Consider the following 21,843-nt stretch of genomic DNA (forward strand, 5'->3'; position numbering starts at 1 on the left):
CCACGTCTTCGGCGGCGTGGGGACAAGGTCMTTGCGGTAGTACAGCAGGGCGCCGTCGGAAGTCTGCGGTGCCGCGTACAGGGTGTCTTTGTAGGTTGCGCTCTTGACCGTCGGCGGCAGCATGGCGCTGGTATCCAGGGCCATCTTGTCCTTCAGCGGCTGGAGCCATCCCTTGGCCGCGAACTCGGCGGTCCACACGACGTCAACGTCAACGACGTCGTAGCTGGCGTCCTTGGCCTGGAAGTGCTGAACGATGTCATCGTGCTGCTGGTCCGCCTGGTCCGTCTGCTCCTTGAACGTCACCTTCTCGTTCGGGTGCGCGGCGTTCCACTTCGCGATCAAGGGGCGGACGACGTTGCTGTTGTCCTTGCCCTGGACATAGGTAATGGGACCGCGGCCGTCCAGGCCGTTGGCGGCATCGCCGCCGTTGTTGGTTCCGTTGCCCGGAGCGGTGCTTCCTCCGCAGGCGGAAAGTGTCAGGGTTCCGGCCATCAGTAGTACGGCGGCGGCGCTCAGTTTTGTTTTCATGTTTACTCCTTTGTAGTCCGACCCGGACTGGTATCCGTGAGTCGGTGTGGTGGCGAAGTGCTAGATGATCCAGGCGGTCGTGTCTGCCGGGAGCTTGCCGTCGATCAGGGCGCTGCTGGAGAGGATGACGGTGCCGGCAGGGAGCCTGGCGGGTTCGCTACCGAAGTTGGTTACGGACTGCCAGCCGTTGGGCCTGATGAAGTGCAGAACTGCTGCATCCGTCCCGTTGACCCACTTGAGCTGTTCCTCGGTTTGGAGGTTCCGGCGCAGCCGGAGGGCTTCGCGGTACATCGCAAGCGTCGAACCTGCCTGTTCTTCCTGGGTGGCTGCGGCGTAGGCGCTGAACCATTCCGGCTGCGGAAGGTGGGAAGCGCCGGAGCTGAAGCCAAAGGAGGTTCCCTCCGGGGTCCACGGCAGCGGGACCCGACATCCGTCCCTCCCGACGTCCGTTCCGCCGCTGCGGACAAACCAGGGGTCCTGACGGCTGGCTGCTGGGAGATCCACGACCTCCTGCAGACCCAGCTCCTCTCCTTGGTACAGGTACGCGGAGCCGGGCAATGCGAGCATCAGAAGAGACGCAGCACGTGCCCTGCGCAGGCCGAGCTCGATGTTGACGTCCGTGGCCGCTCCGCCGTCACGGAACCACTGGAGGCAATGCCTGCCCAAGCCGTTGGGCAGGCCGTACCGGGTGGCGTGCCGGACGACGTCGTGGTTGGAGAGCACCCAGGTGGACGAGGCCCCCGACTCTTCCGCCAGGGTAAGGTTCTCGGCAATGATGCGGCGGAACTGGGAGGCGTTGAAGTCTGCCTGCAGGAGGTCGAAGTTGAACGCCTGGCCCAGGCCCTCAGGGCTGGCATAGCGGGCGCGGCGGCTGGTGTGAACCCAGGCCTCGGCGACGGCGGTGCGCGGCGGGTCATATTCATTGAAGACCTCCCGCCACTCCGCGTAGACCTCATGGACCTCGTCGCGGTCCCAGAACGGATGCGAACCATCTTCGAACCCGTCGAACCCTGCCCCCTCCAAAGTGAGCTCAACCTTGGACAGCAGCGGCTCGGTGAGGTCCTTGGTGAGTGCGTGTGCCACGTCAACGCGGAAACCGTCCACGCCGCGGTCGGACCAGAAGCGCAGGGTCTTGAGGAAGTCGTCGCGGATTTCCCGGTTGGCCCAGTTCAGGTCCGGCTGCTCCTTGGCAAAGATATGCATGTACCACTGGCCGGGGGTGCCGTCCGGTTCGGTGATGCGCTCCCAGGCGGGGCCGCCGAAGACGGAGTCCCAGTCCGACGGCGGGAACTCACCGTTGGGGCCCTTGCCGTCCCGGAAGATGTAGCGGTCCCGGGCCGGTGAACCCTTCGGGGAGGCCAGGGCTTCCTTGAACCATTCGTGCCGGTCCGAGGAGTGGTTCGGGACGATGTCAGCGATCAGCTTGATCCCGGCGGCGTGCAGGGCGGCGGCCATCTCGTCGAAGTCCTCCAGCGTCCCGAGCTTCGGGTCCACATCGCGGTAGTCATCCACGTCATAGCCGCCGTCAGCCAGTGCCGAAGGATAGAACGGGCTAAGCCAGACGGCATCGATCCCGAGCGACCTCAGGTACGGGACCTTGGCCGTGATTCCCTTGATGTCACCCAGGCCGTCACCGGTGGAGTCGGAAAAGCTGCGGGGGTAAATCTGGTAGACGGCAGCCTGCCGCCACCAGGTCGCAGAAGACACATCATTGCTCTCAGCGGCCATGCTCATCGTGTTGGTGGTCAAAAGTGCTTCCTGTTCTACATTCACGGCATCGTCGACGCGCTTCGTCGACGCGCGTCGATAAGAGAATAGAAGACATGTCACGAAAGTGTCAAGGGTCACACCGCCGGTTGCCGAGCGGTTTAGGAGGGCGCAGGCGCGGTGCTGCCGCGCTTCATCAGCGAAGGCGTGACGAGCGTCTGGAACGTCGAGTAGTCCTCGCCGCGCAGTCGCCGTACCAGGTACTGGACGGCCAGGCGGGCTATTTCGCCGTGGTTCGGTGACAGACTTGTGAGTGGGGGGCTGCTCAGTTGCGCGGCACCCTCGCTGGCATTCACGGCAAGCACCGACAGATCAGCCGGGATTTTGATGCCACGTTCCGCCGCCGCCGCCATGAGTCCGAGGGTGGCCGGCTCATTGAGCTCAATGAGCGCAGTCAAGGCCGGAGTCGAGGCCATGATTTCGGCAAGAACGCTCCGGCCGGCCGGAAACGTGGGAGACGCCGTGAAGACGCGCGCCCGGATCCCGGCCTCGCGTGCCGCGGCGATGACGGCGTCCCGCGTTCTGACCATGGGCCCGTGGCCGGCGTCAAGATCCGCCTGGGTGCGGGCCAGGAAACCAATCTCCTTGTGTCCCAGCGCCACAACATGTTCAACGGCGAGTGAGCCACTCGCCTCAAAGTCCGTATCGACATACGCCAGATCCTCCGGGTCCGCAGTCCTGCCGATGATCGTGAAGGGAATATTCGCCTCCTTGAGAAAAGACACGCGCTCATCCCTGGTCCTGACTTCCATCAGGACCACCCCCTCCACCAGCCCCTGATTCACGACCTTACGGACTTCCTCGATCTTGTCGGCACCATACGGCCAAAGAAGGAGGTGATAGCCATCTTCACGGGCCTGCTCAGAAGCGGCGCTGATGTACTCCAGCTCAGTGACGTTAAACCCGATCTCCCCGATCGGAAAGACCAGGGCAATAATCCCCGTGTGGCTGCCGGCCAAGCCTTGGGCCAGTACGTTCGGCGTGTAATCCAAGTCCTTCATCGCCTGGAGAATCCGCTCCCGAGTCTCACTCGAAATCGGCCGTGTGCCGCTGAGTACATACGAAACGGTGCTCCTGGAGACACCAGCAGCGCGGGCAACATCGGCCATGGTAGCCACGAACAACTTCCTATCTTCCACAGGCATCTATATGTGCAAAGGCAGACTGCCCGCCATTGTCGACGCGCTTCCCTCATCATAGGCAGCTCCCCCGAATGAACCCTGTTGAACCCCCCAACACGCTCTCGGCCTTCCTAAGTCGGCAGGGCTCGGTGGTCCACAGCCAATGAATGGAACGGCACGTCAGTCCTGAACAACGTGCCGCCTCAGCTGCTGATAACCGTTCGAGTCGAGGGGGGCAAAAGCGTCATGTTGTCATTTGGCAGGCTGGCCATGAACGATATGAAAGGGCATCCATCCTAGCAGCGGACCAAGATGGGACGTCGCGCAAAGAATCTACAGCGTCATGTAGTAGACGCCGAAGGTAGCCATGAACAGGTAACGTCCCCAAACCCAAGATGCAGGAATGAAAGGCAGCGTGAGCTTCATGAGCCAAATCCACGGCAATACCGGCTCCCAGTCGGCCACGGTGATGCGCCACAGAGCATCTTCGGGAGTCCGGCGGAACCGATTCCCGAAGAACTCGATACAAGTCATGTCGGACTCCCCCGGACCCACCATGAACAGGCACAACAGCAACCGCGAAGCGAAAAGGAGAAGCCAGGTGAACACCCAAAGACCAGGAAAAGAATCCCGAGCAGAAATTTTCCCAGGTCATGTTGCCCCAGCCAGTTACGCCCATGAACAGGTAACAAGCACCAAGACCGCCAGCCAGGGAACGAAGGAACCAGCCAGCCAAACCACCGCCCACCAATGAAGAAGGCCCCCGAAGGGGCCCTTCACACCACAAATTGTCCACACTCAGAGGCCTAAAAGCCCCTGAACAGGGAAAACACGTGCCCGAGATGGGACTCGAACCGGGCGCCAACCCTTGAAAACCCGCCACTCCCCCGAAAACGTCCCCAATCCGGACCAGTCCGACGCCGGTACAACCGAATCCGAAGCCCAGGGTGTGCACATTGTGCACACCCTCTTTTGCCTACCTTGCACCCCGCTCAAGGGATGTCCCGCAGATTTTCGGACGCCGGAAGATTCGGCCGTCTTCCCTTCGGCGGGACATGGCTCAGCCAGAATTCGACACACGAAGTTGGCCGAGCATGTCTGCGCGGACCAAGCCAGGGGTCGGGATTCAACTCATGCCCAGAACAATCGACGAGGCCACGACTACCTCTCTGCAGCAACTTGGGTACCCGGGGCCACTAACGCATGCAGTTTGCGGTGATTCTCCCTCTACCTTTGGCGAGCGGAGATAGACAGCCCTTGCGTCGGTATGCCGACAAATCACGCAGACCGGAATCGGGAGGCTACCGCAACACGCATAGTCGCCACATCAACATCGCCGGCTGTCACCGCTGCAAGCACCTTGGCTAGCCGTTTCGGCCAGAGCACGTGAACGCCGCGAGTCGAGAATGCGCCTCCGATCAGGGGCCAGTCTGCTTCGATGAAGCACAGCGCCCCGGTGACCGGAACATCCCCGACAAGGTCCCGCACGACATCGACCTGTTTGAGCACTCCATCGACCAGTTTCGTGCAGTCACGGCGGCCGACGAGGAGCTTCTCGTCGCGTGGGCGAAGGATGCCACCTTCGATCTTCAGTTCAGGCCGCCCCTTGTACCGCTTGGCGTCGATCACCCAGATACCGCCGGGAGTTATGGCGATATGGTCGATGTTCGCCTTCGAACCGGGGATGCGTCGGTCGTGGAGGACGGCGAGGTTATCGGATGCCATGGCATTTAGCCGGGCGCCGAGGCGTTCCTCACCGATCGCGCCCCGATCCCAGGACTTGGTGTGCGGGCGCTCGTCCGAGAGGGCAACTGCGAGGCCACCGAGGCTACCCCACTTCTCCCTGAGTCTTTCCTCGTCCTTGGCCTTGCGCCGCTCATATTCGCGTCGGGCGGATGAGCCGGCCACTCCAGACTCAGCGGCCGGCGACTCATCACCAGGTGATTCCAGGTCCGGCGACATGGTTTCCCTAGCCTCGCCGGCGCACTCCAGGCAGCGGACGGTCCTTGTCCCGCTCTCATAGATCGCTTCGGTCCCGGCCGGAAGAGCTGCACCGCACACCCGACATACTCCGGCGTACCGGAGTCTCATCTGATTCATGAGGACAGGGGGTGGATCACCGACACGGACACAATCTCATGGGCAGTTGCGGGGGTTCGACCGCGGATGTGCTTTGCCATGGCTCCATCCTCGCCCACAGCAGAAGTTTCCAGGCCAAACGGCATGCCGACGACCTCCAAACTGTCCCGGATTCTGGTGTTGCCCTCCGTCTTCTGCATGACCGGGAGGTTTCTCCTGGAGCCTTGGTGGAGGTTCCCGCTGGGCCTGGGACGCCGTAGAGCACTCCCAAAAGGGGTCCTCGGGCGAGGTTGAGCAGCTGCCCCCGGTTCCTCCGACAACACGCACTTCGAACGACTGGCGAGGTGGGAAGAAGGGCCCAACCTCGACTGCCTATCGCGCACGCCAAAAGTCGAGACTTACGGCAAGGTCCTTGATGCATGAGAACCGCGCCCAAGGTCCTGAGCTGTTCCCGATGCGGCCTGCCGGGCTGTGAGGCTTAGAGTCCCGGTGCACAGCGGGTAGCCCGTGCAACCGAGGAAATCGCCGTGCCGTCCCTTGCGCCGTCGCATGGCGCGTTTCTCGCATTCAGGGCAGATGACCGGGGTGATGTCTGTGCCGTTCGAAGACCGAACGGAGATCGCGTGGTCCCTGACGAGCTCGAGGAGAAAGGACGATTCGTGCCCGGTGCGGGTAAGCAGGAGCACCGAACGGCGTGCACGGGTAAGTGCGACGTAGAAGAGACGCCGTTCCTCCGCGAAAGGGTAGGAGTCCGGTGCCGCCATGGCCAACTGCAGGAGAGGATCGTCCTCGACAGTGCTGGGGAAACCGCGTTTCTCCAGCCCGAGGACGACGACGTAATCGGCCTCCTTCCCTTTCGAAGCGTGCACGGTGTTGAACTCCACCTTCAGATGAGCATACTTGGCGTGCAGCGCGGAGCGGACGTCGTCCCGGGAGCGTGTGTACCGGCCAAGCAGCAGGACGGTCGCCGGCGCGGTGAGCTGCCCGTCGAGGCCGGCGAGCTGCTGCCGGATCACCGAGTCGTAGTCGGCACGGTCGTCCACGCTGACAGCGAACACGGCCTCGCCGTGGCCAGGCGCAGAGGAGCGGACCTGTTTGCGGATCTGCCCAGGGTTCTTCGTCACGAACCCGCCGGCGATATCGCACAGGGACTGCGGGGACCGGAACGTGCGGTCCAGCCATATGGTCGACGCTGCCCCGAACCAGTCATCGAAACGCGTCATCACGCTGAGGTCGGAGCCCGCGAACCGGTTGATGGATTGCCAGTCGTCGCCGACCGCGTAGAGGCAGGTGCCCTGTGTCTTCAGCAGGGCCCGGACGAGCGCAGCACGTGCCGCGCTCGTGTCCTGCATTTCGTCGACCATGACAACCCTGTACGGGTTCACCCACCTGCCCGAGTCCACATAGTCCGTGGCCAGGTTCAGCATGTCCTCGAAATCGATCTGGCCTGCGGCCCGGAGCTGACGGTCCCATTCCGCGACAACCGCCCTGTACAGGCGCACGAACAGCCGGGCACGCAATTCGTGGCCGGCCCGCTGCGTGAGCTCGTCCGGAGTGAGGCGGTTGCCTTTAGCATGGGACATGAATGACCGCATCAGCGTGATCATGGCCGGGTCGGTGATCGGGGGCTCCCCTGCTGCTTCCCGGTAAGGGTCTTCCTCGAGCTCGACTCCGTGACTGCGGAGCTCCTGCTCGAGGTGGTCGAATCCGGACCCGTCCCGGATGGTGGCCGAGGTCGTCTCTATCAGTCCGGTGCCGTAGCGAACGTGTGTCTGCCGCCGCCACGTCATGCTCTCGGCGTATCCCTCGAAGTGGGGCGGCGGGACACCGTCGGGTCCCAGCGCCCAGTGCTCATGCCAGATGTCGATGTCCGGGTAGCAGAAATCCGGCTGGTACTGCCGGTGGTGGGCGTCCGCGACGTCGAAAGCGTATGGGCGCTCGTACTCGTAACGGACCCCGTTGAAGAACAACCAGTTGGCGATCATCACCTCTTCCTGGCTCTTCACGATCTCCCCGGCGAGGGTCTCGAACCCCTGCGCCCCCGTCCGCCGGTCTACCTTCTCAGGTTCGGCTTCGTCTCCGGGATCAGACAGCTGCCGGCCGAAGACGAGCCGGAAAAGGTCCCAGTCGCGACGGAAGGCCGGATCCTGGCCGCGGAGGGCGTCGACGACCCTCGACAGCCTCCCCATGCCGTTGTCGGTGGCGAGGTCGTCCGGGATGGAAGGCTTGCGGCCCGTGGCCTCGCCGATGATACGCAGCCCAAAGGAGTGGAACGTGCTCGATGCCACCGACGCACCATCATCGCCGAGGCGGGAGACGAGACGGTCCGAAAGTTCACCGGCCGCCTTCCTGTTGAACGCAAGCGCGAGGATCTCGGTCGGCTGCGCGATTTTCCTTCGGATCGCGTACCCGGCGCGGGCAACCATGGTCGAGGTCTTTCCCGAGCCCGCGGCCGCTACAACCCGCACCCGGTTGTCGAAGCAGACCGTCGCCCTCGTCTGCTCCTCGGTCAGCGGCGACTTCTCCACCGTGCGGAAGAAGTCCGCCAGTTCGCCTTTCTCCGACTCCAGGAATGCTTCGTTACGCCGGACAGCCCACTCCGGCAAGTCAGTAGCGCGGCAGGCATCGACGGCGCCCCGCTGGTCAGCGCGTTTCCCCAAGGGGGACGCGGAGAAACGCGGATCGGTGTCTGCGGCGATCCATGCAGCAACGTCTGGACGGATGCGCTCGAGCGCAGCGATCGTGTCCTGGTCCACCCACCTGGGTCGCTCCATCACCTCTTGCACCTGGGACCACCACAAGCGGGCCGCCTCGCCCTGCCTCTCAGCTGCCGTGAGTAGAGCGGCGAGATGCTGTCGCTCGTCGATCTCGGAGCGGAACGCGGCCTCGACCTCCCGCGCCAAACGACGGGAGAGCCCGGTCAGCACCGCTTCTGTCCGGTGCGGGAGGGTGATGGAGATCCGCTTCGAACCCTGATCGACAACGAGTCCCAGGACGTCAAGTACGTCGGCGTCCACTTCACGAGGGATCCCTAAGACCTGCAGACGGCCGTCGGCTATCGACAGCACCCATGACCCTGCGCCTTTGAACATCCGAGCCCACCAGCTCGGTTTCCATTCCGTCAAGATGTCCCCCTCGGTAATGCCGAATCCCGACAATCAGTCTATTTGCCCCGCAAAGCCCTGCCACCGGAACTGCGGTCCCCGCAGCACCCCCACGATGCCGCTCTAGGTGGCTGTGGAGGCGGGTCCTCCGACCGTAGCCCACAGCGCCTTCTCATAGTCGCCGCCGAAGCTGATCTGGGTCAGGTCTTTGTAGCGGACCCTGAAGGTCCCGTACTCCCACCGGGCCTTCGTGCCGATCGTCACCAATTCTGCGGCCTTCTTTGAATAATTGACCGGGACGCCGACGAAGAAGGTCCGCTCCCATTTCTTTTCCATGAAGACTGACAGGACACCGCTGGTCTCGATACCGGACTCCAGCAGGCTCCGGGGGCTGTTTGTGGCGCCGGTTACCACCTGTCTGGGAGGCCAGTTGGGCCCCTGTTTGAGGAACTCCTCCAAGCCGTGCTCGGCCCGGACATGGCGGATCAGGTCCAGCCTGAGGGCCATGTAACCATTGAGATAGCCACCATCACGGACCGTGGCCATCAGCATCCAGTCATCGCCGATCTGGAGTACCACCCCGTGGCGCTCCACACCGGGCAGGACGGACCGCGCGATGCTTACCTGATGCTGCTGCGACATGGATTGTTCAAGTCTCGCGAGGATCTGCTTCCGGCTCTGCTGTTTGTGCCCCATGGGCACATCCTGACATACGGCTGCCGGACTTCAGTCCCGACCCGGGTGGTTGGGTTGTGCAGCCGTGATCGCTTGGCTGCAATGCCCGGAGCCACGCCAAACTCGTCAGGCGGGTGGGGTCCAGTCCGAAGCGGCCAGCCAACCGGGGAAGTCGAGGACGTCGGGCACGAGGGCACGGGTGGCGGCGAAGTCGGCACGGTAGGCGGGGGTTTCGGCGAACCAGCGGAACATCGCTGCCTGGTCCCCATTGGAGGCGACCGCTTCCAGCGACAGCGCCTCGTACCTTGCGGGAAGGCCGGCGTACTGCCCCATGGCCTGGGCGATCTGCGTACCGGTGAGCTCATCGCCGGCGATCTCCACGCTGCCACCCTCAATAGCGCTTCCGCCGAGCAGGATTGCCGCGGCCGCTTTCCCGAGGTCGCGGACGGCGATCATCTGCAGCGGAATGTCACCGCGCATGGCCATCCGCACCACGATCTGGCCTTCCTCAACGCTCGTCGAGTAGCGGCTGAAGTTGTCCATGAAGAAGACCGGGCGCAGGAACGTGTGGTGGATGCCGAGGGATTCGATGTGCTCCTCGACGCGGCGCTTGCTCTCGAAATGTGGGACGCGGGAGTCCCGTTCGGCGCCGCCGACGGAACTGTAAACCAGATGCGGCACGCCCGCGCGGGCAGCGGCATCGGCGATCGCGATGCCTGTCGAGGTCTCGCGCTCAGTGCCGTCGGTGAACGGCGTGGTCATCGCGAAAACGGCATCCGCCCCGTCGAGGAAGGTGCCGAGCGACGCCTCGTCGGCCAGATCGCCGACAGCAAGTTCGACGCCGCGGGCGGCCAATGCCTGTGATGCAGGCTTGGCCGGATCACGCACGAGGGCACGGACCCTCACATCCCCGTCCAGGAGTGCCTGGACCACGGAGCCACCCTGGTTGCCGGTTGCCCCGACGACAGCGATGACTGGCGACCTGCGGGATGTTGCATCACTGCTGCTCATGGCGTTCTCCTAGTCCGGGACTGACACGTACAAAACATTAGTCGGCCCATGAACATGCCCGGCGCCAGGCAGCACGACACCACCGACACACCCAATGTTCAATTTGAAGGTCCGGAACTCTTAGTGCTGCGGAGACTAGCCCAATTGGCATCCCTCACAGAGCCACAACAGTCATGCGGCCAGCCAGACGCCCTGCCATGAACAGGCATGGAGGCAGACACAGACAACAGCTCGCCACAGACAGCACCGCAGCCGGAGAAGGTCATGCTGCTCCGACCCAGACCGACCATGAATATGCAGAACAGTCCACCACGACCGAAAAGGAGGAGGGGATGACCAGCCAACGTCGAGCAGAAGAGAAATTTGTCCCAGATCGTTCTCAGATCATGTTGGCCAACCCAAAGCTGTCCATGAACAGGTACCGAAGAGAAAACAGTCAAGCACTAGGCAAGGAGGTCGCCGGCCAAACCACCGGCCAGCAATGAAAAAGGCCCCCGAAGGGGCCCTTCACAACACAATTTGTCAACACTCAGAGGCCTAAAAGCCCCTGAACAGGGAAAACACGTGCCCGAGATGGGACTCGAACCAGCCGCTCCCCCTGCAAATCCGGCACTCTTCCGAAAACATGCCCAAGCCGGCCCAATCCGATGCCGGTACAACCGAATCCGAAGCCCAAGGTGTGGACACTGTCCACACCCTCTTTTCGCGCATTGTTCTGAGCGCCCTCGACATGCCCCACCAACGCGGGCTGGGCACTCGGGCACGCTGCGCTCTCATTTCCCCCGGAAGCCGTTACGTCCCCATGTTTCTGCCTCCGGCGTCAATGCTTGGGCTTGGTAGTTCGCGGAGCCTTGACGAAATCCTCCGCAGTTTCCCAGCGGGCCGCGGCGGGCGACGTCGATCAGCCTTTGAGCCTTGAGCAGCCCCACTCTTGGGTATTTAGGCGCTACTGGCTCAGAACCCGGGGGCCGGTGATTCGCACTTGCGGCTCCGCGAATCGCGTCACTTTCAGGCAGGGGGCGGTGGCGGTCCCTCCTTCGGCGTACAGCGACAGACGGGTGCTGTCGGGCTCGGGAAATATAAGACCTGTCATGGTGACCTGGCCGTTTTGCGCGAAGACTTCCACCGAGCAGCGGTCCATGAAGAGGGTGAGGGTGTAGGACCCGTCGGAGGCCGGTTTTAGTGGGGCTGTATCGGTGGAAGCAAAGGCGTCGTGGAATTCTGTATTGCCGGATCTTGTCCGGTCCATGATGAGCCGGTTGTTGGTGGGGCGGATGCCGATGCGGGTGCCGTCGGCGCCCTTGCCTCGAATGATGAGCCCGAATTCCTCTGCGGATCCCGGGCTGAAGGTCACCTCGACTATCTCTACGGGTGCTCCCCGGTCTACGTGGTGTATTCCTTCATTTATTGGAAGATCAGACCAGGTGTTCACGGACAGTGAGTTGCCCTTTCGATACTCGTCGGCGACCTGTTGGGACAGTCGCGGCTGGCCCTGGTCAGTAACGAGGGATATTTCGCGTACGAGTGACATGGAACTGCGCCATGGCCAGGTCGGGATGGCGGCGCCGTATTGCCAGTTGTTCATCCAGCCGACCATGAGACGGCGCCCGTCGGGCGCGTTGTTGAAAGACACGGCCGCGTAGTAGTCACGTCCCCAATCGAGCCAGTGATAGGCGTCAAGATCGGCCGTGTGGCTTCTGCCGTCCGTGACGGTTGTTTGGGACGTGAAGGCAACGCCGTCGAAGTGGCCGACAAAGTATTGCCCCCCGGACCCGCCATTGGGCCCTCCGGGGTTGAGATTCAGGGTAAGAATCCACTTGGTCTGCTCTTCGTCGCCGTCAAGCGGCAAAGGGAAGAGGTCTGGGCATTCCCAGACGCCGCCGGTGGCGTTGGCGGGTCCGAAGCTGCTGAGGTAGTGCCAGTCCCGAAGGTTATCCGAGCTGTAAATGACTACCTTGTGCTCGTTGGCTTCGACGGCCACCATAACCCAGTAGCTGCCCGGGGGCCCGTTGTAGCGGAACACCTTCGGATCGCGGAAATCTGCAGAGTTCCTGTCAAGAACAGGGTTCCCCTCGTACTTCGTCCAGGTGTAGCCGCCATCGGAACTCCAGGCCAGGGACTGGGCCTGTGTGCCCCGCCGGGCTGAGCTGTCTTTGTAGGCGCTGGTGTAAATTGCCACCAGTGGGGCGGTCTGCCCGGTGCCGAGGCCGCTGGTGTTGTACTGGTCGATGACAATGCTGCCGGAAAAGATGTCCTCTTCGGCATCGCAAAGGATGGCCACGGGTTGTTCGTCCCAGTCGACCAGGTCCACCGAAGTGGCGTGGCCCCAGGACATATTGCCCCAAACGTTTCCGAAAGGGTTGTTCTGGTAATAGAGGTGATAAATGCCCTCGTGGTAGACGAGTCCGTTCGGGTCGTTCAGCCACGTGTTCTTGGCTGTGTAGTGGATGGCGGGCCGGAACAAGTCATCTTCGTTGGCGGGAAGGGCAGTCATGACGTTTGGGTGCCTTAAGGGGTAGTCGTTGGATTCGCCGGGGGAAGTGGCGGCTGCGGCGGTTGCCGCGTGGTTTCCAGGCAGCAAGGAAGCGCAGTCGCCGGTGGGGGACGGTCATCGGGCCCTGGAGGGGCGGGTTTTCACAGTGTTGGGGATGCCGGCCCTCCACCAACGGGTGATCGCCGCAGCGCAGCCGGAAAGGCTGTGTTTGTGTCAGTGGCAGCCGCAGGATGCCCGCAGTACCAACTCGGCAGGGAAGATTTGGGTTTTCGCTTGGGTCTCCTGTCCGGTCTCCGGGGTTAGGAGAGCCTTCAGGGCTGCCTGTGCCAAGTCCTTTAAGGGTTGGGCGACGGTACTGAGCCGGGGCCAGCTATATTCAGATTCGGGCGCGCCGTCGAAGGAGAACACGGCCATGTCCTCCGGCAGCCGGAAACCGCCCTCGTGGAGGGCGCAGAGGAAACCCACAGCCTGCTGGTCGGAGCTAACGAAGACGGCGGTGGGCCGCTCGGAACGGGCCAGCAGCTCCTGTCCGGCATAGAAACCGCCTTCGCGAGTAAAGGGCACCCGAATGATCGGGCCGGCCGTGAGGCCGGCCTCCTGGATGCTCTGATGCCAGCCGACCTCGCGTGCGTCAAGCTCACTGTCGGCATTGCCGCCGATGACCAGTCCGATCCGTTCGTGGCCGTGGCCGATGAGGTGCTCAACAGCCGCCCGCGCTCCCTCCTGGAAGTCCACCCCAACAGCATTTGCACCGTGCCCCCCCGCGCCGCCTTTCGCGACAACGTCGGCAGGATGGTTCAGGAGCACAACAGGAATGTCTGCCTGTTCAAGGTCGATTAGATCAGGCTCGAACAGCACGCTGGAGAGGAACAGGCCGTCCACCCTCCTCGCGGCGAAGTTCTTGATGAGGCGGCGCTCTGTGCGCAGCGAGTCCTGGGAGTCTGCCAGCAGGAGGGTGTAACCCTGCTCGGCCGCGGCGTTTTCGACGGCGCGAGCGAGCGAGGCGTAGAACGGGTTGATGGCGTCGGGGACGATCATGGCGAGCATTTCGCTGGAACCTAAGGCAAGTGCCCTCGCCGCCGCGTTGGGCCGGTAACCCAGCGCCCGGATTGCCTGCCGCACCTTGGCCTCGTTCGCCGGGGAAACGGCCCTGGGTCCGCCGTTGACCACGTAACTGACGACGGCGCTGCTGACCCCTGCCAACCGGGCGACATCGTCGCGTGTGATGGGCTTGGCTTGTGGGGTCGGGTGCGGCATGGCAACCATGCTATCGGCGTTTCACTGAGCGGACGCGCGAAGTGCCGGGCGGGGCAGCTCTGCCGGGGCGTCGCCGAAGTCGGGCACCGGCAGTCGTTCACCGCCGCGCAGTGCCGACTGGTGCGCCACGATGCCCGGAAGCGTGTAGCGGGCCGCTTCCCAGGCGTTGACCGGAGGCAGTGTGCCGGTGTTGATGGCGGTGACGAAGTCGTCCACGAGGAAGTGGTGGCTGCCCTCGTGACCGTTGGGCAGGCCCCGGAACTCTGCCGGCAGTCGTCCGGCGTCGTGCACGGAGGCCATGCCGGAAATAAAGGCATCGCGCAGTGCAGGAGCCACATCGGCCAACATGGGGTCATCCGCCTCCATCGTTGCCTGGGTCTCGAGCTGGTCACTGATGTCGGTCACGGCGTGCTTGTCCTGCCAGACGCTGACCAGGGCGAGCTGTTCGAAGCTGGCCTCCGTGCCGAAGTAGCGGAAGCGGCTTTCGCGCAGGTGGGAAGGGTAGCCCACCCTGCGGAACTCGTTGATGCGCATGGACCCGCCGCCGGCGAGTTCGAACAGGGCGCTGGCGTTGGAGAAGTCGTTGGCGAACATGCTCACCTGGCGGTCAAAGACGCCGTCGCCACGCTCATCCCGGACCCCGATGCAGCTGACGCTGACGGCGTGACCGCCTGTTGCTCCGAGCACTCCGCCCACGGAGTGGGTCGGGTAGAGCATGGGCGGGTAGCTGGCGGTGCGCTTCCAGTCTTCTCCACCGCTGTACTGGTAGGCGTCGTAGAAGCCGAGGTCCATGTCGTGGACGTAGTCGCCCTCAGCGTAGAAGATCCGGCCGAAGGCGCCCTCGGCATTCTTCTCGCGGGCAAAAACGGTTGCCGGGTTGTAGTAGCTCGTCTCGCCCATCATGTAGGTCAGCCGGGTCTCGCGGACCGCTTCGATAATGTCTGCGATCTCCTCTTCGGAGACCGCCATCGGCACGGCGGAGTAGACGTGCTTGCCGGCCCGCAGCGCCTGTACTACCAGGGGTCCGTGGGTCCAGCGCTGGGTGAAGATCGCAACGGCGTCGACGTCGCTTTCAAGCATTGCCTCGAAGCTGTCGAACGTGCCAGCTGCACCGGCGCTGCTGCTTTGGGCCTCCGCACGCTCAGTGATGAGGTCGGTGAAGTAGATGTCTGAGATTCCGGGGTGGGCGGCGAAGAGCTTGGCGAACACGCCTGCGAACTGTCCCGCACCAACGATTCCAATAGAAGAAGTCATGGAAAAAGTATGCGCATGGAATCTACGCGCGTCAAGATTCTGGTTTGAATGGGTATAAGGGCACCTTATTCTCAAAGAAACTGTTGCATTGTTTGCAGCTACACGCGTAGAGTGGCCGTCAATTGTTACCTGCCTCACAGGAGAGGGATCAAAGATGACCACCATTACCAAGCACCCACCCACCGCAGCGCATAAGGCGCCGCAGCCTTCCAACCGGGGCCGTCGGATGGCCAAGCTGCGCGACTTGAGGATCGCGCTGCTGTTCATCCTCCCGGCGATGATCGGCCTCGTTGTCTTTTCTCTGGTCCCGACCATCCGTGGCATCTACTTGAGCTTCACCGAGTACAGCATCCTCGGCGAGCCCAAATGGGTCGGCCTCGACAACTACACGGCGATCTTCAAGGATGAGCTCTTCTGGAACGCGATGGCTGTGACCATCCAGTACGTCGCAATCAACATCGTCTTCCAGACAGTCATCGCCCTCGGCCTGGCGCTGCTGATGCACCGGGTGGCCAAGTCCACGTTCGTCCGCGGCGCACTGCTGCTTCCGTTCCTGGTAGCCAACGTGATCGTCGCCCTGCTGTGGTTCTGGATGCTCGACTACCAGATCGGCATCGTCAACGAAATCATCAGCTGGATGGGCCTTCCCCGCATCGCCTTCTTCGGCAGCGAGCAATGGGCCATCCCCACCATCGCCTTCGTCAACGTCTGGCGCCACATGGGCTACACCGCCCTACTCATCTTCGCCGGCCTCCAGGCCATCCCCCACCACGTCTACGAAGTGGCCTCACTGGACGGTGCTTCCCCCACCCGGACATTCTGGTCCATCACCATGCCGCTCCTGCGCCCGGTCCTGGCACTGGTCCTGATCGTCACCGTCATCGGATCGTTCCAGGTCTTCGACACCGTCGCGGTCACCACCGGCGGCGGCCCGGTCAACGCCACCCGCGTCATCCAGATGTACATCTACCAAAAAGCCTTCGGCGAATCGGACTTCGGCTACGCCTCCGCCCTGTCCGTCATTCTCTTCCTCATTCTTGCCCTCGTGGCTTTCGTGCAAATGAAGTTCCTCAAGGGCAACGAATCGGATCTGGACTAAGGAACCCCAGCCAATGACCACTCAAACACTCACCACCCGCAAAGCCCTCGACTGGCACCGCATCGGTGCGTGGGCCGTCATCGCCCTCGCGCTGGCCGTCACCATCTTCCCGTTCCTCTGGATGCTCCGCACGGCCCTCTCCAGCAACCACTCGCTGGCCTCCAACTCCGGGAACCTCCTGCCGGCTGACTTCTCCTGGGGCGCCTTCAAGCGTGTCTTTGGAATGCAGACCACCGAAGAGGCCATCGCCGAAGGAGGCTCCGGGGCAGCCATCGACTTCTGGCTGTACCTGCGCAACTCGATACTCTTTTCCACCGTCACTACCGCAGCCCAGGTGTTTTTCAGCGCCCTTGCCGCCTACGCCTTCGCCCGGCTCCGCTGGCCCGGACGGGACAAGGTCTTCTCCGTATTCCTGGCCACCATGATGATTCCGGGGATCTTCACCGCGCTGCCCAACTTCCTCATGATCAAGAACCTGGGTCTGCTGAACACGTTCGCAGGACTGACACTGCCCTTCCTGTTCATGTCCGCGTTCGCCATCTTCTTCCTGCGGCAGTTCTTCCTCAGCATGTCCCGCGAAGTCGAGGAAGCAGCCATGCTCGACGGGGCCAAGAGCCTGCGTATCTTCTTCCAGATCGTCCTGCCCAACGCCGCCGCACCCATGGCCACCCTGGCCCTCCTGACGTTCATCGGCCAATGGAACGAATACTTCTGGCCACTGCTGGTCGGCAACGACGAGAGCATCCGCGTCCTCACCGTGGGCCTCAGCGTCTTCAAGTCCCAGTCCCCCCAGGGCGCCCCGGACTGGTCCGGACTCATGGCCGCCACCATCGTTGCGGCAGTGCCCATCCTCATCCTGTTCCTCGCCTTCGGCAAAAAAGTGGTCAACTCCATCGGATTCTCCGGCATCAAATAGACCGCTAATCCCAACCGCTCACCCGCACCAAACTCCACTCCGGGCAACCTCATGCCCTCTTCGAAAGGTCCATCATGAAGAAATCCCTAGGCGCCGTCGCTGCCGCCGCAGCCATCGCCATCTCCCTCTCCGCCTGCGGCGGCGGATCCACCTCCACCGAGGCCAAGGGCGAAATCAACTATTGGCTGTGGGATGCCAACCAGCTCCCTGCTTACAAGCAGTGCGCGGAAGACTTCACCAAAGCCAACCCGGACATCAAAGTTAAGATCACCCAGCGGGGCTATGGCGACTATTGGACCACCCTGACCAACGGCTTCGTGGCCGGAAACGCCCCGGACGTCTTCGCCGACCACCTGTCCAAGTACCCGGAATTCGCCGCCAAGAAGCAACTCCTGCCCCTCGACGACGCCGTCAACAAGGACCACGTCGATCTCTCGATCTACAACAAGGGCCTGGCGGATCTCTGGGTGGGCCAGGACGGCAAGCGCTACGGCCTTCCCAAGGACTGGGACACCGTGGGCCTCTTCTACAACAAGGCCATGACGGATGCCGCCGGCATCACGGCCGAGCAGATGGCCAAGCTGGATTGGAACCCCAAGGATGGTGGCAGCTACGAGAAGGCCATCGCGCACCTGACCGTTGACAAGAACGGTAAACGCGGAGACGAAGCGGGCTTCGACAAGAACCAGGTGGCCGTCTACGGCCTGGGCCTGGAAAGTTCCGGTAGCGGCCAGGGCCAGACACAGTGGAGCTTCCTCACCGGCACCACCGGCTGGACCCACACGGACAAAAACCCGTGGGGCACCAAATTCAACTACGACGATCCAAAGTTCCAGGAAACCATCAAGTGGTGGGCCGGCCTCGCGGACAAAGGCTACATGCCCAAGCTTGAAACCACCGTGGGCGCCAGCGTGGCAGACGCCTTCGGCGCCGGGAAGGCCGCCATCAACACCCAAGGTTCCTGGATGATCGGCCAGTACACCAGCTACAAGGGCATCGAAACAGCAATCGCCCCCACCCCCAAGGGACCTGACGGCAAGCGCGCCAGCATGTTCAACGGCCTGGCCGACTCCATCTACGCCGGCACCAAGAACCCGGCCGCATCCGTCAAGTGGGTCGAGTACCTCGCCTCCCCGGCCTGCCAGGATGTTGTGGCCTCCAAGGCCGTCGTCTTCCCCGCCATCAAGTCCTCTTCCGACAAGGCCGCCGCGGCCTTCAAAGCCAAGGGCATCGACGTCAGCGCCTTCACCACGCACGTCAAGGACGGCACGACCTTCCTCTTCCCCATCACCGATAACGCCGCGAAGGTCGATGGACTCATGAACCCGGCCATGGACGCGGTGGTGTCCGGCAAGAAGGACGCCGGCACCCTGACCGAGGCCAACGAAAAGGTCAACGCCCTCTTCAAGTAGGGCCATCCGCTTCACCGACTGCGCTCCGCGGGCATCGTCTTCCCCGCGGCGCGCAGCCCATCCCTTACTTCCACACCCGCAGAAGGACATCATTTATGGACCCGCTCCACCTCCGTTCCGCCGGCACCAGCCTGGTGATCAGCTTCGACAGCCGGGAGGCCGAGGTCATCCACTGGGGCGCGGATCTTGGCAGCACCCTGCCGGACCTCGCCATCCTCACAGCCGCTATCCCGCCGTCATCCATCGACGCCGCCGTACCCACTGGCCTCCTGCCCCAGGCCTCATCCGGTTGGCGGGGCCGTCCAGCTCTCCGCGGCCACCGCATCGCCGACGGCGTCTCCGGCCTGGACTTCTCAGCCCGCCTCCGCGTCGTCACTGCCAGCACCGAAGGCAACTCCGCCGTCATCGTCCAGTCCGATCCCGACGTCGGCCTCACCGTCTCCTCCGCCCTGACCCTGCACGACGGCGGCCTGCTGGAGCTGCGCCACACCGTCACCAATGACGGCACTGCCCCGTTCCAGGTGGACGAGCTGGAGACCGTCCTCCCGGTGGCCCCTGACGCGGTCGAACTCCTTGACCTCACTGGGCGCTGGTGCCGGGAACGCCACCCGCAGCGCCGCCCCATCCAACAGGGCACCTGGGTCCGCACCGGCCGGCACGGCCGCACCGGACACGACTCCTCCCTACTCTTCGCCGCAGGCACCGCCGGATTTGGCAACCGCCACGGCAAGGTATGGGCCACGCACCTGGCCTGGAGCGGCAACCACGAACAGTTCGCGGACACCATCGGCGACGGCCGGACCATGATCGGCGGCTCGGAACTGCTGGGACCGGCCGAAGTGATCCTCCAACCGGGCGGAAGCTACACCACGCCGGCACTCTTCGCCGCCTACTCGGACCGCGGCCTGGACGGCATCAGCGAAGCCTTCTACGGCTGGTTCCGGTCCCGCCCACACCACGTGCTGCCGGCAGCAACCACCGGCCTCCCCGCCGGAAAGCCTCGTCCGGTGGTGCTGAATGTCTGGGAAGCTGTCTACTTCGACCACAACCTGGCCACCCTGATGGAACTGGCCGAGTCCGCCGCGGAGCTTGGTGTTGAACGCTTCGTGCTCGACGACGGCTGGTTCCGCGGACGCCGCGACGACCGCGCCGGACTGGGAGACTGGTACGTCGACGAATCACTCTGGCCCGACGGCCTCACCCCGCTGATCAACGCCGTGACTTCCCGTGGCATGGAATTCGGACTCTGGGTGGAACCCGAAATGGTCAACCTCGACTCCGACATCGTCCGTGCGCACCCCGAATGGATCGTTGGCCCGTCCGTCCCGAGCTACAAGGACGGCGGCCGCCTGCCACTCGAATGGCGGCAACAGCACGTCATCGACCTCGTCAACCCGGCGGCATGGCAGTACATCTACGACCGCGTGGATGCGCTCCTGCGGGAGAACAACATCAGCTACCTCAAATGGGACCAAAACCGCGACCTGACCGAACACGGCCACGCCGGCCGCCCMTCCGTCCACGAACAGACCCTCGCCGCCTACCGCCTGTTCGACGAACTCCGCACGGCCCATCCCGGCATCGAGATTGAGAGCTGCTCCTCAGGCGGCGCCCGCGTGGACCTGGGCATCCTGGAACGCACCGACCGGATCTGGGCCTCAGACTGCAACGACGCCCTGGAACGCCAAACCATCCAACGCTGGACCGGCGTCGTGGTCCCGCCCGAACTCGTGGGCGCCCACGTCGGACCCACCACGTCTCACACCACCGCCCGCACGCACGACCTGTCCTTCCGCGCCATTACAGCCCTGTTCGGCCACTTCGGCATGGAATGGGACGTCCGGCAGGTGGCCGGGGCGGAGCGGGAGGAACTCAAGCGGTTCATCGCGCTGTACAAGGAGCACCGGGACCTCATCCACAGCGGCCGCATGGTCCGCGCGGACGTTCCGGACGAGTCGCTGATGCTGCACGGCGCGGTGGCTGCGTCGCCACCCGGGGCAGGCTCGACGGCCGCGCTGTTTGCCCTGGTCAGCACACGCACCGCATTCGCGGAACAACCGGGACGGATCTCCATCCCAGGCCTGGAGCCGGACCGCGACTACCGGGTGGAAGCCATCTTCCCAGCGCCCAGTGACGCCGACTACAGCCACATATTCACCCAGGTCCGCCCCCCAGCCTGGCTCGCAGACGGTGCAGTCGCCAACGGACGCTTCCTCGCCGAGGTAGGCCTGCCCATGCCCGCCCTCAACCCGGAACACGCACTGCTGCTGAATTTCACCGCACTGTAGTTACTGAAAGGCCTGCCCCGCCGCTCCCCTGCTCTCCGCAGCAACGGAAACGGCGGGGCAGCTTCCGCATCAGTCAAAGGAAATCCATGAACGTTCCGGTCACTGGTGGCATCGGGTACATCGGCTCCCACATCGTACTGTCACTGCAGGAAGCCGGCCATGATGTGGTGGTCATCGACAACCTGGATAAATTCCGGCGAGGAGTCCCTGCGCCAGGTCGCAGAGCTCAGCAGAAAACCGCCGAGGTCCACAACGTGAACCTCGTGGATGGGGCAGCCGTGGAGGCAGTTGTTGCCAACGCCAACATTGACGCCGTCATCCATCATGAAGCCCGCCATGGACGCAGTACTCAGCGGCAAGAACCCCGCCAGTTCGCTCACCCAGGCCAACGAACAAGTCAACGCCCTCTTCAAGTAACCATTCGACGCCACGGAGGGGCGGGCCCTTTCGCTTCCGCCCCTCCGCCCGTGCGAGAACGATCCACAGGACCATCATGTACACCGATGCATCAAATGAAGACCTCCTCCACATTCGCGTCCAGAAACGCAGCCAACTAGAGGACCAACTGGACAAAGCCGTGAACATCCTCGTCGAGCGGGCCCCGCTCTGCGGCGGCAAAGGGATCCTCGTTGCCCGGCACTCCCCCCGGGACTTCACCGTCCAGTTCCACCCGGATGTCCCGTTCGGCACCGTCCAGGAAAGGCAGGAATGGTAACCCGCGATGGGAACAGTCTCCCCTCGAAACCAGGACCACGACCAGGACACACTCATCCCGCGATTAAGAGCAGCCGGACACCAACTCAACCAACAGAGAACCCCTTGACCCCGGACCTGCACG

General features: G+C 63.4%; 16 protein-coding genes and 1 pseudogene. 6 read left to right on the plus strand and 11 right to left on the minus strand.

Annotation, left to right across the window (positions count from 1 at the left end; translation table 11 throughout):
• The 11 genes from AC1DFE_RS22340 to AC1DFE_RS22390 all read right to left on the minus strand — a co-directional run.
• The coding region (locus AC1DFE_RS22340) for an extracellular solute-binding protein (protein WP_476908039.1) at window positions 1-528 on the minus strand (528 nt) is incomplete at its 3' end.
• 60 nt (window positions 529-588) lie between these two features.
• Complete coding sequence (locus AC1DFE_RS22345) at window positions 589-2,262, minus strand: glycoside hydrolase family 13 protein (RefSeq protein ID WP_476908058.1); 1,674 nt, start codon at window positions 2,260-2,262, stop codon at window positions 589-591.
• Between the two features lie 134 nt (window positions 2,263-2,396).
• Window positions 2,397-3,404, minus strand: a complete 1,008-nt coding sequence (locus tag AC1DFE_RS22350; protein WP_476908059.1) for a LacI family DNA-binding transcriptional regulator — start codon at window positions 3,402-3,404, stop codon at window positions 2,397-2,399.
• A gap of 345 nt (window positions 3,405-3,749) precedes the next feature.
• Window positions 3,750-3,950 (minus strand): hypothetical protein, encoded by a 201-nt coding sequence (locus AC1DFE_RS22355; protein ID WP_476908040.1) that lies wholly within the window; start codon window positions 3,948-3,950, stop codon window positions 3,750-3,752.
• A 744-nt stretch (window positions 3,951-4,694) separates the two neighbouring features.
• Window positions 4,695-5,378, minus strand: coding sequence for a nuclease-related domain-containing protein (locus AC1DFE_RS22360; protein ID WP_476908041.1), 684 nt, complete (start codon window positions 5,376-5,378; stop codon window positions 4,695-4,697).
• A gap of 515 nt (window positions 5,379-5,893) precedes the next feature.
• Window positions 5,894-8,512, minus strand: a complete 2,619-nt coding sequence (locus AC1DFE_RS22365) for a UvrD-helicase domain-containing protein (protein ID WP_476908042.1) — start codon at window positions 8,510-8,512, stop codon at window positions 5,894-5,896.
• Window positions 8,513-8,722: 210 nt separating this feature from the next.
• Window positions 8,723-9,295: a hypothetical protein gene (locus AC1DFE_RS22370; protein WP_476908043.1), complete on the minus strand. Its 573-nt coding sequence runs from the start codon at window positions 9,293-9,295 to the stop codon at window positions 8,723-8,725.
• 105 nt (window positions 9,296-9,400) lie between these two features.
• Complete coding sequence (locus AC1DFE_RS22375; protein WP_476908044.1) at window positions 9,401-10,285, minus strand: NmrA/HSCARG family protein; 885 nt, start codon at window positions 10,283-10,285, stop codon at window positions 9,401-9,403.
• A 946-nt stretch (window positions 10,286-11,231) separates the two neighbouring features.
• Complete coding sequence (locus AC1DFE_RS22380; RefSeq protein ID WP_476908045.1) at window positions 11,232-12,779, minus strand: glycoside hydrolase family 32 protein; 1,548 nt, start codon at window positions 12,777-12,779, stop codon at window positions 11,232-11,234.
• 213 nt (window positions 12,780-12,992) lie between these two features.
• On the minus strand, window positions 12,993-14,036 hold the full coding sequence (locus AC1DFE_RS22385) for a LacI family DNA-binding transcriptional regulator (RefSeq protein WP_476908046.1): 1,044 nt from the start codon (window positions 14,034-14,036) through the stop codon (window positions 12,993-12,995).
• A 21-nt stretch (window positions 14,037-14,057) separates the two neighbouring features.
• A complete protein-coding gene (locus AC1DFE_RS22390) occupies window positions 14,058-15,290 on the minus strand; it encodes a Gfo/Idh/MocA family protein (protein ID WP_476908047.1) in 1,233 nt (410 codons plus the stop codon).
• Between the two features lie 154 nt (window positions 15,291-15,444).
• Here AC1DFE_RS22390 and AC1DFE_RS22395 point away from each other — a divergent pair, with 154 nt between their 5' ends.
• The 6 genes and pseudogenes from AC1DFE_RS22395 to AC1DFE_RS22420 all read left to right on the plus strand — a co-directional run bounded on the left by AC1DFE_RS22395 (window position 15,445) and on the right by AC1DFE_RS22420 (window position 21,720).
• A complete protein-coding gene (locus AC1DFE_RS22395; RefSeq protein WP_476908048.1) occupies window positions 15,445-16,389 on the plus strand; it encodes a carbohydrate ABC transporter permease in 945 nt (314 codons plus the stop codon).
• Window positions 16,390-16,402: 13 nt separating this feature from the next.
• Window positions 16,403-17,305: a carbohydrate ABC transporter permease gene (locus AC1DFE_RS22400; protein WP_476908049.1), complete on the plus strand. Its 903-nt coding sequence runs from the start codon at window positions 16,403-16,405 to the stop codon at window positions 17,303-17,305.
• A gap of 74 nt (window positions 17,306-17,379) precedes the next feature.
• Window positions 17,380-18,717 (plus strand): ABC transporter substrate-binding protein, encoded by a 1,338-nt coding sequence (locus AC1DFE_RS22405; protein ID WP_476908050.1) that lies wholly within the window; start codon window positions 17,380-17,382, stop codon window positions 18,715-18,717.
• Window positions 18,718-18,812: 95 nt separating this feature from the next.
• Window positions 18,813-21,005 (plus strand): alpha-galactosidase, encoded by a 2,193-nt coding sequence (locus AC1DFE_RS22410; RefSeq protein WP_476908051.1) that lies wholly within the window; start codon window positions 18,813-18,815, stop codon window positions 21,003-21,005.
• A gap of 86 nt (window positions 21,006-21,091) precedes the next feature.
• A pseudogene (locus AC1DFE_RS22415) lies at window positions 21,092-21,325 on the plus strand (NAD-dependent epimerase/dehydratase family protein); the annotation flags it as partial.
• 173 nt (window positions 21,326-21,498) lie between these two features.
• Window positions 21,499-21,720 carry a hypothetical protein gene (locus AC1DFE_RS22420; RefSeq protein ID WP_476908052.1) on the plus strand — a complete coding sequence of 74 codons (222 nt, stop codon included), beginning with the start codon at window positions 21,499-21,501 and terminating at the stop codon, window positions 21,718-21,720.
• Window positions 21,721-21,843: the final 123 nt, after the last annotated feature.

It is taken from the genome of Arthrobacter sp. 05T423 (assembly GCF_056396245.1).

Bases quoted from the DNA above. Each gene is read 5' to 3' on its own strand.
- AC1DFE_RS22370 (WP_476908043.1), bottom strand. From the start codon at position 9,295: ATGGGGCACAAACAGCAGAGCCGGAAGCAGATCCTCGCGAGACTTGAA.
- AC1DFE_RS22345 (WP_476908058.1), bottom strand. From the start codon at position 2,262: ATGAGCATGGCCGCTGAGAGCAATGATGTGTCTTCTGCGACCTGGTGG.
- AC1DFE_RS22395 (WP_476908048.1), top strand. From the start codon at position 15,445: ATGACCACCATTACCAAGCACCCACCCACCGCAGCGCATAAGGCGCCG.
- AC1DFE_RS22420 (WP_476908052.1), top strand. From the start codon at position 21,499: ATGTACACCGATGCATCAAATGAAGACCTCCTCCACATTCGCGTCCAG.
- AC1DFE_RS22360 (WP_476908041.1), bottom strand. From the start codon at position 5,378: ATGTCGCCGGACCTGGAATCACCTGGTGATGAGTCGCCGGCCGCTGAG.
- AC1DFE_RS22380 (WP_476908045.1), bottom strand. From the start codon at position 12,779: ATGACTGCCCTTCCCGCCAACGAAGATGACTTGTTCCGGCCCGCCATC.
- AC1DFE_RS22390 (WP_476908047.1), bottom strand. From the start codon at position 15,290: ATGACTTCTTCTATTGGAATCGTTGGTGCGGGACAGTTCGCAGGCGTG.
- AC1DFE_RS22350 (WP_476908059.1), bottom strand. From the start codon at position 3,404: ATGGCCGATGTTGCCCGCGCTGCTGGTGTCTCCAGGAGCACCGTTTCG.
- AC1DFE_RS22385 (WP_476908046.1), bottom strand. From the start codon at position 14,036: ATGCCGCACCCGACCCCACAAGCCAAGCCCATCACACGCGACGATGTC.
- AC1DFE_RS22405 (WP_476908050.1), top strand. From the start codon at position 17,380: ATGAAGAAATCCCTAGGCGCCGTCGCTGCCGCCGCAGCCATCGCCATC.
- AC1DFE_RS22400 (WP_476908049.1), top strand. From the start codon at position 16,403: ATGACCACTCAAACACTCACCACCCGCAAAGCCCTCGACTGGCACCGC.
- AC1DFE_RS22375 (WP_476908044.1), bottom strand. From the start codon at position 10,285: ATGAGCAGCAGTGATGCAACATCCCGCAGGTCGCCAGTCATCGCTGTC.
- AC1DFE_RS22355 (WP_476908040.1), bottom strand. From the start codon at position 3,950: ATGACTTGTATCGAGTTCTTCGGGAATCGGTTCCGCCGGACTCCCGAA.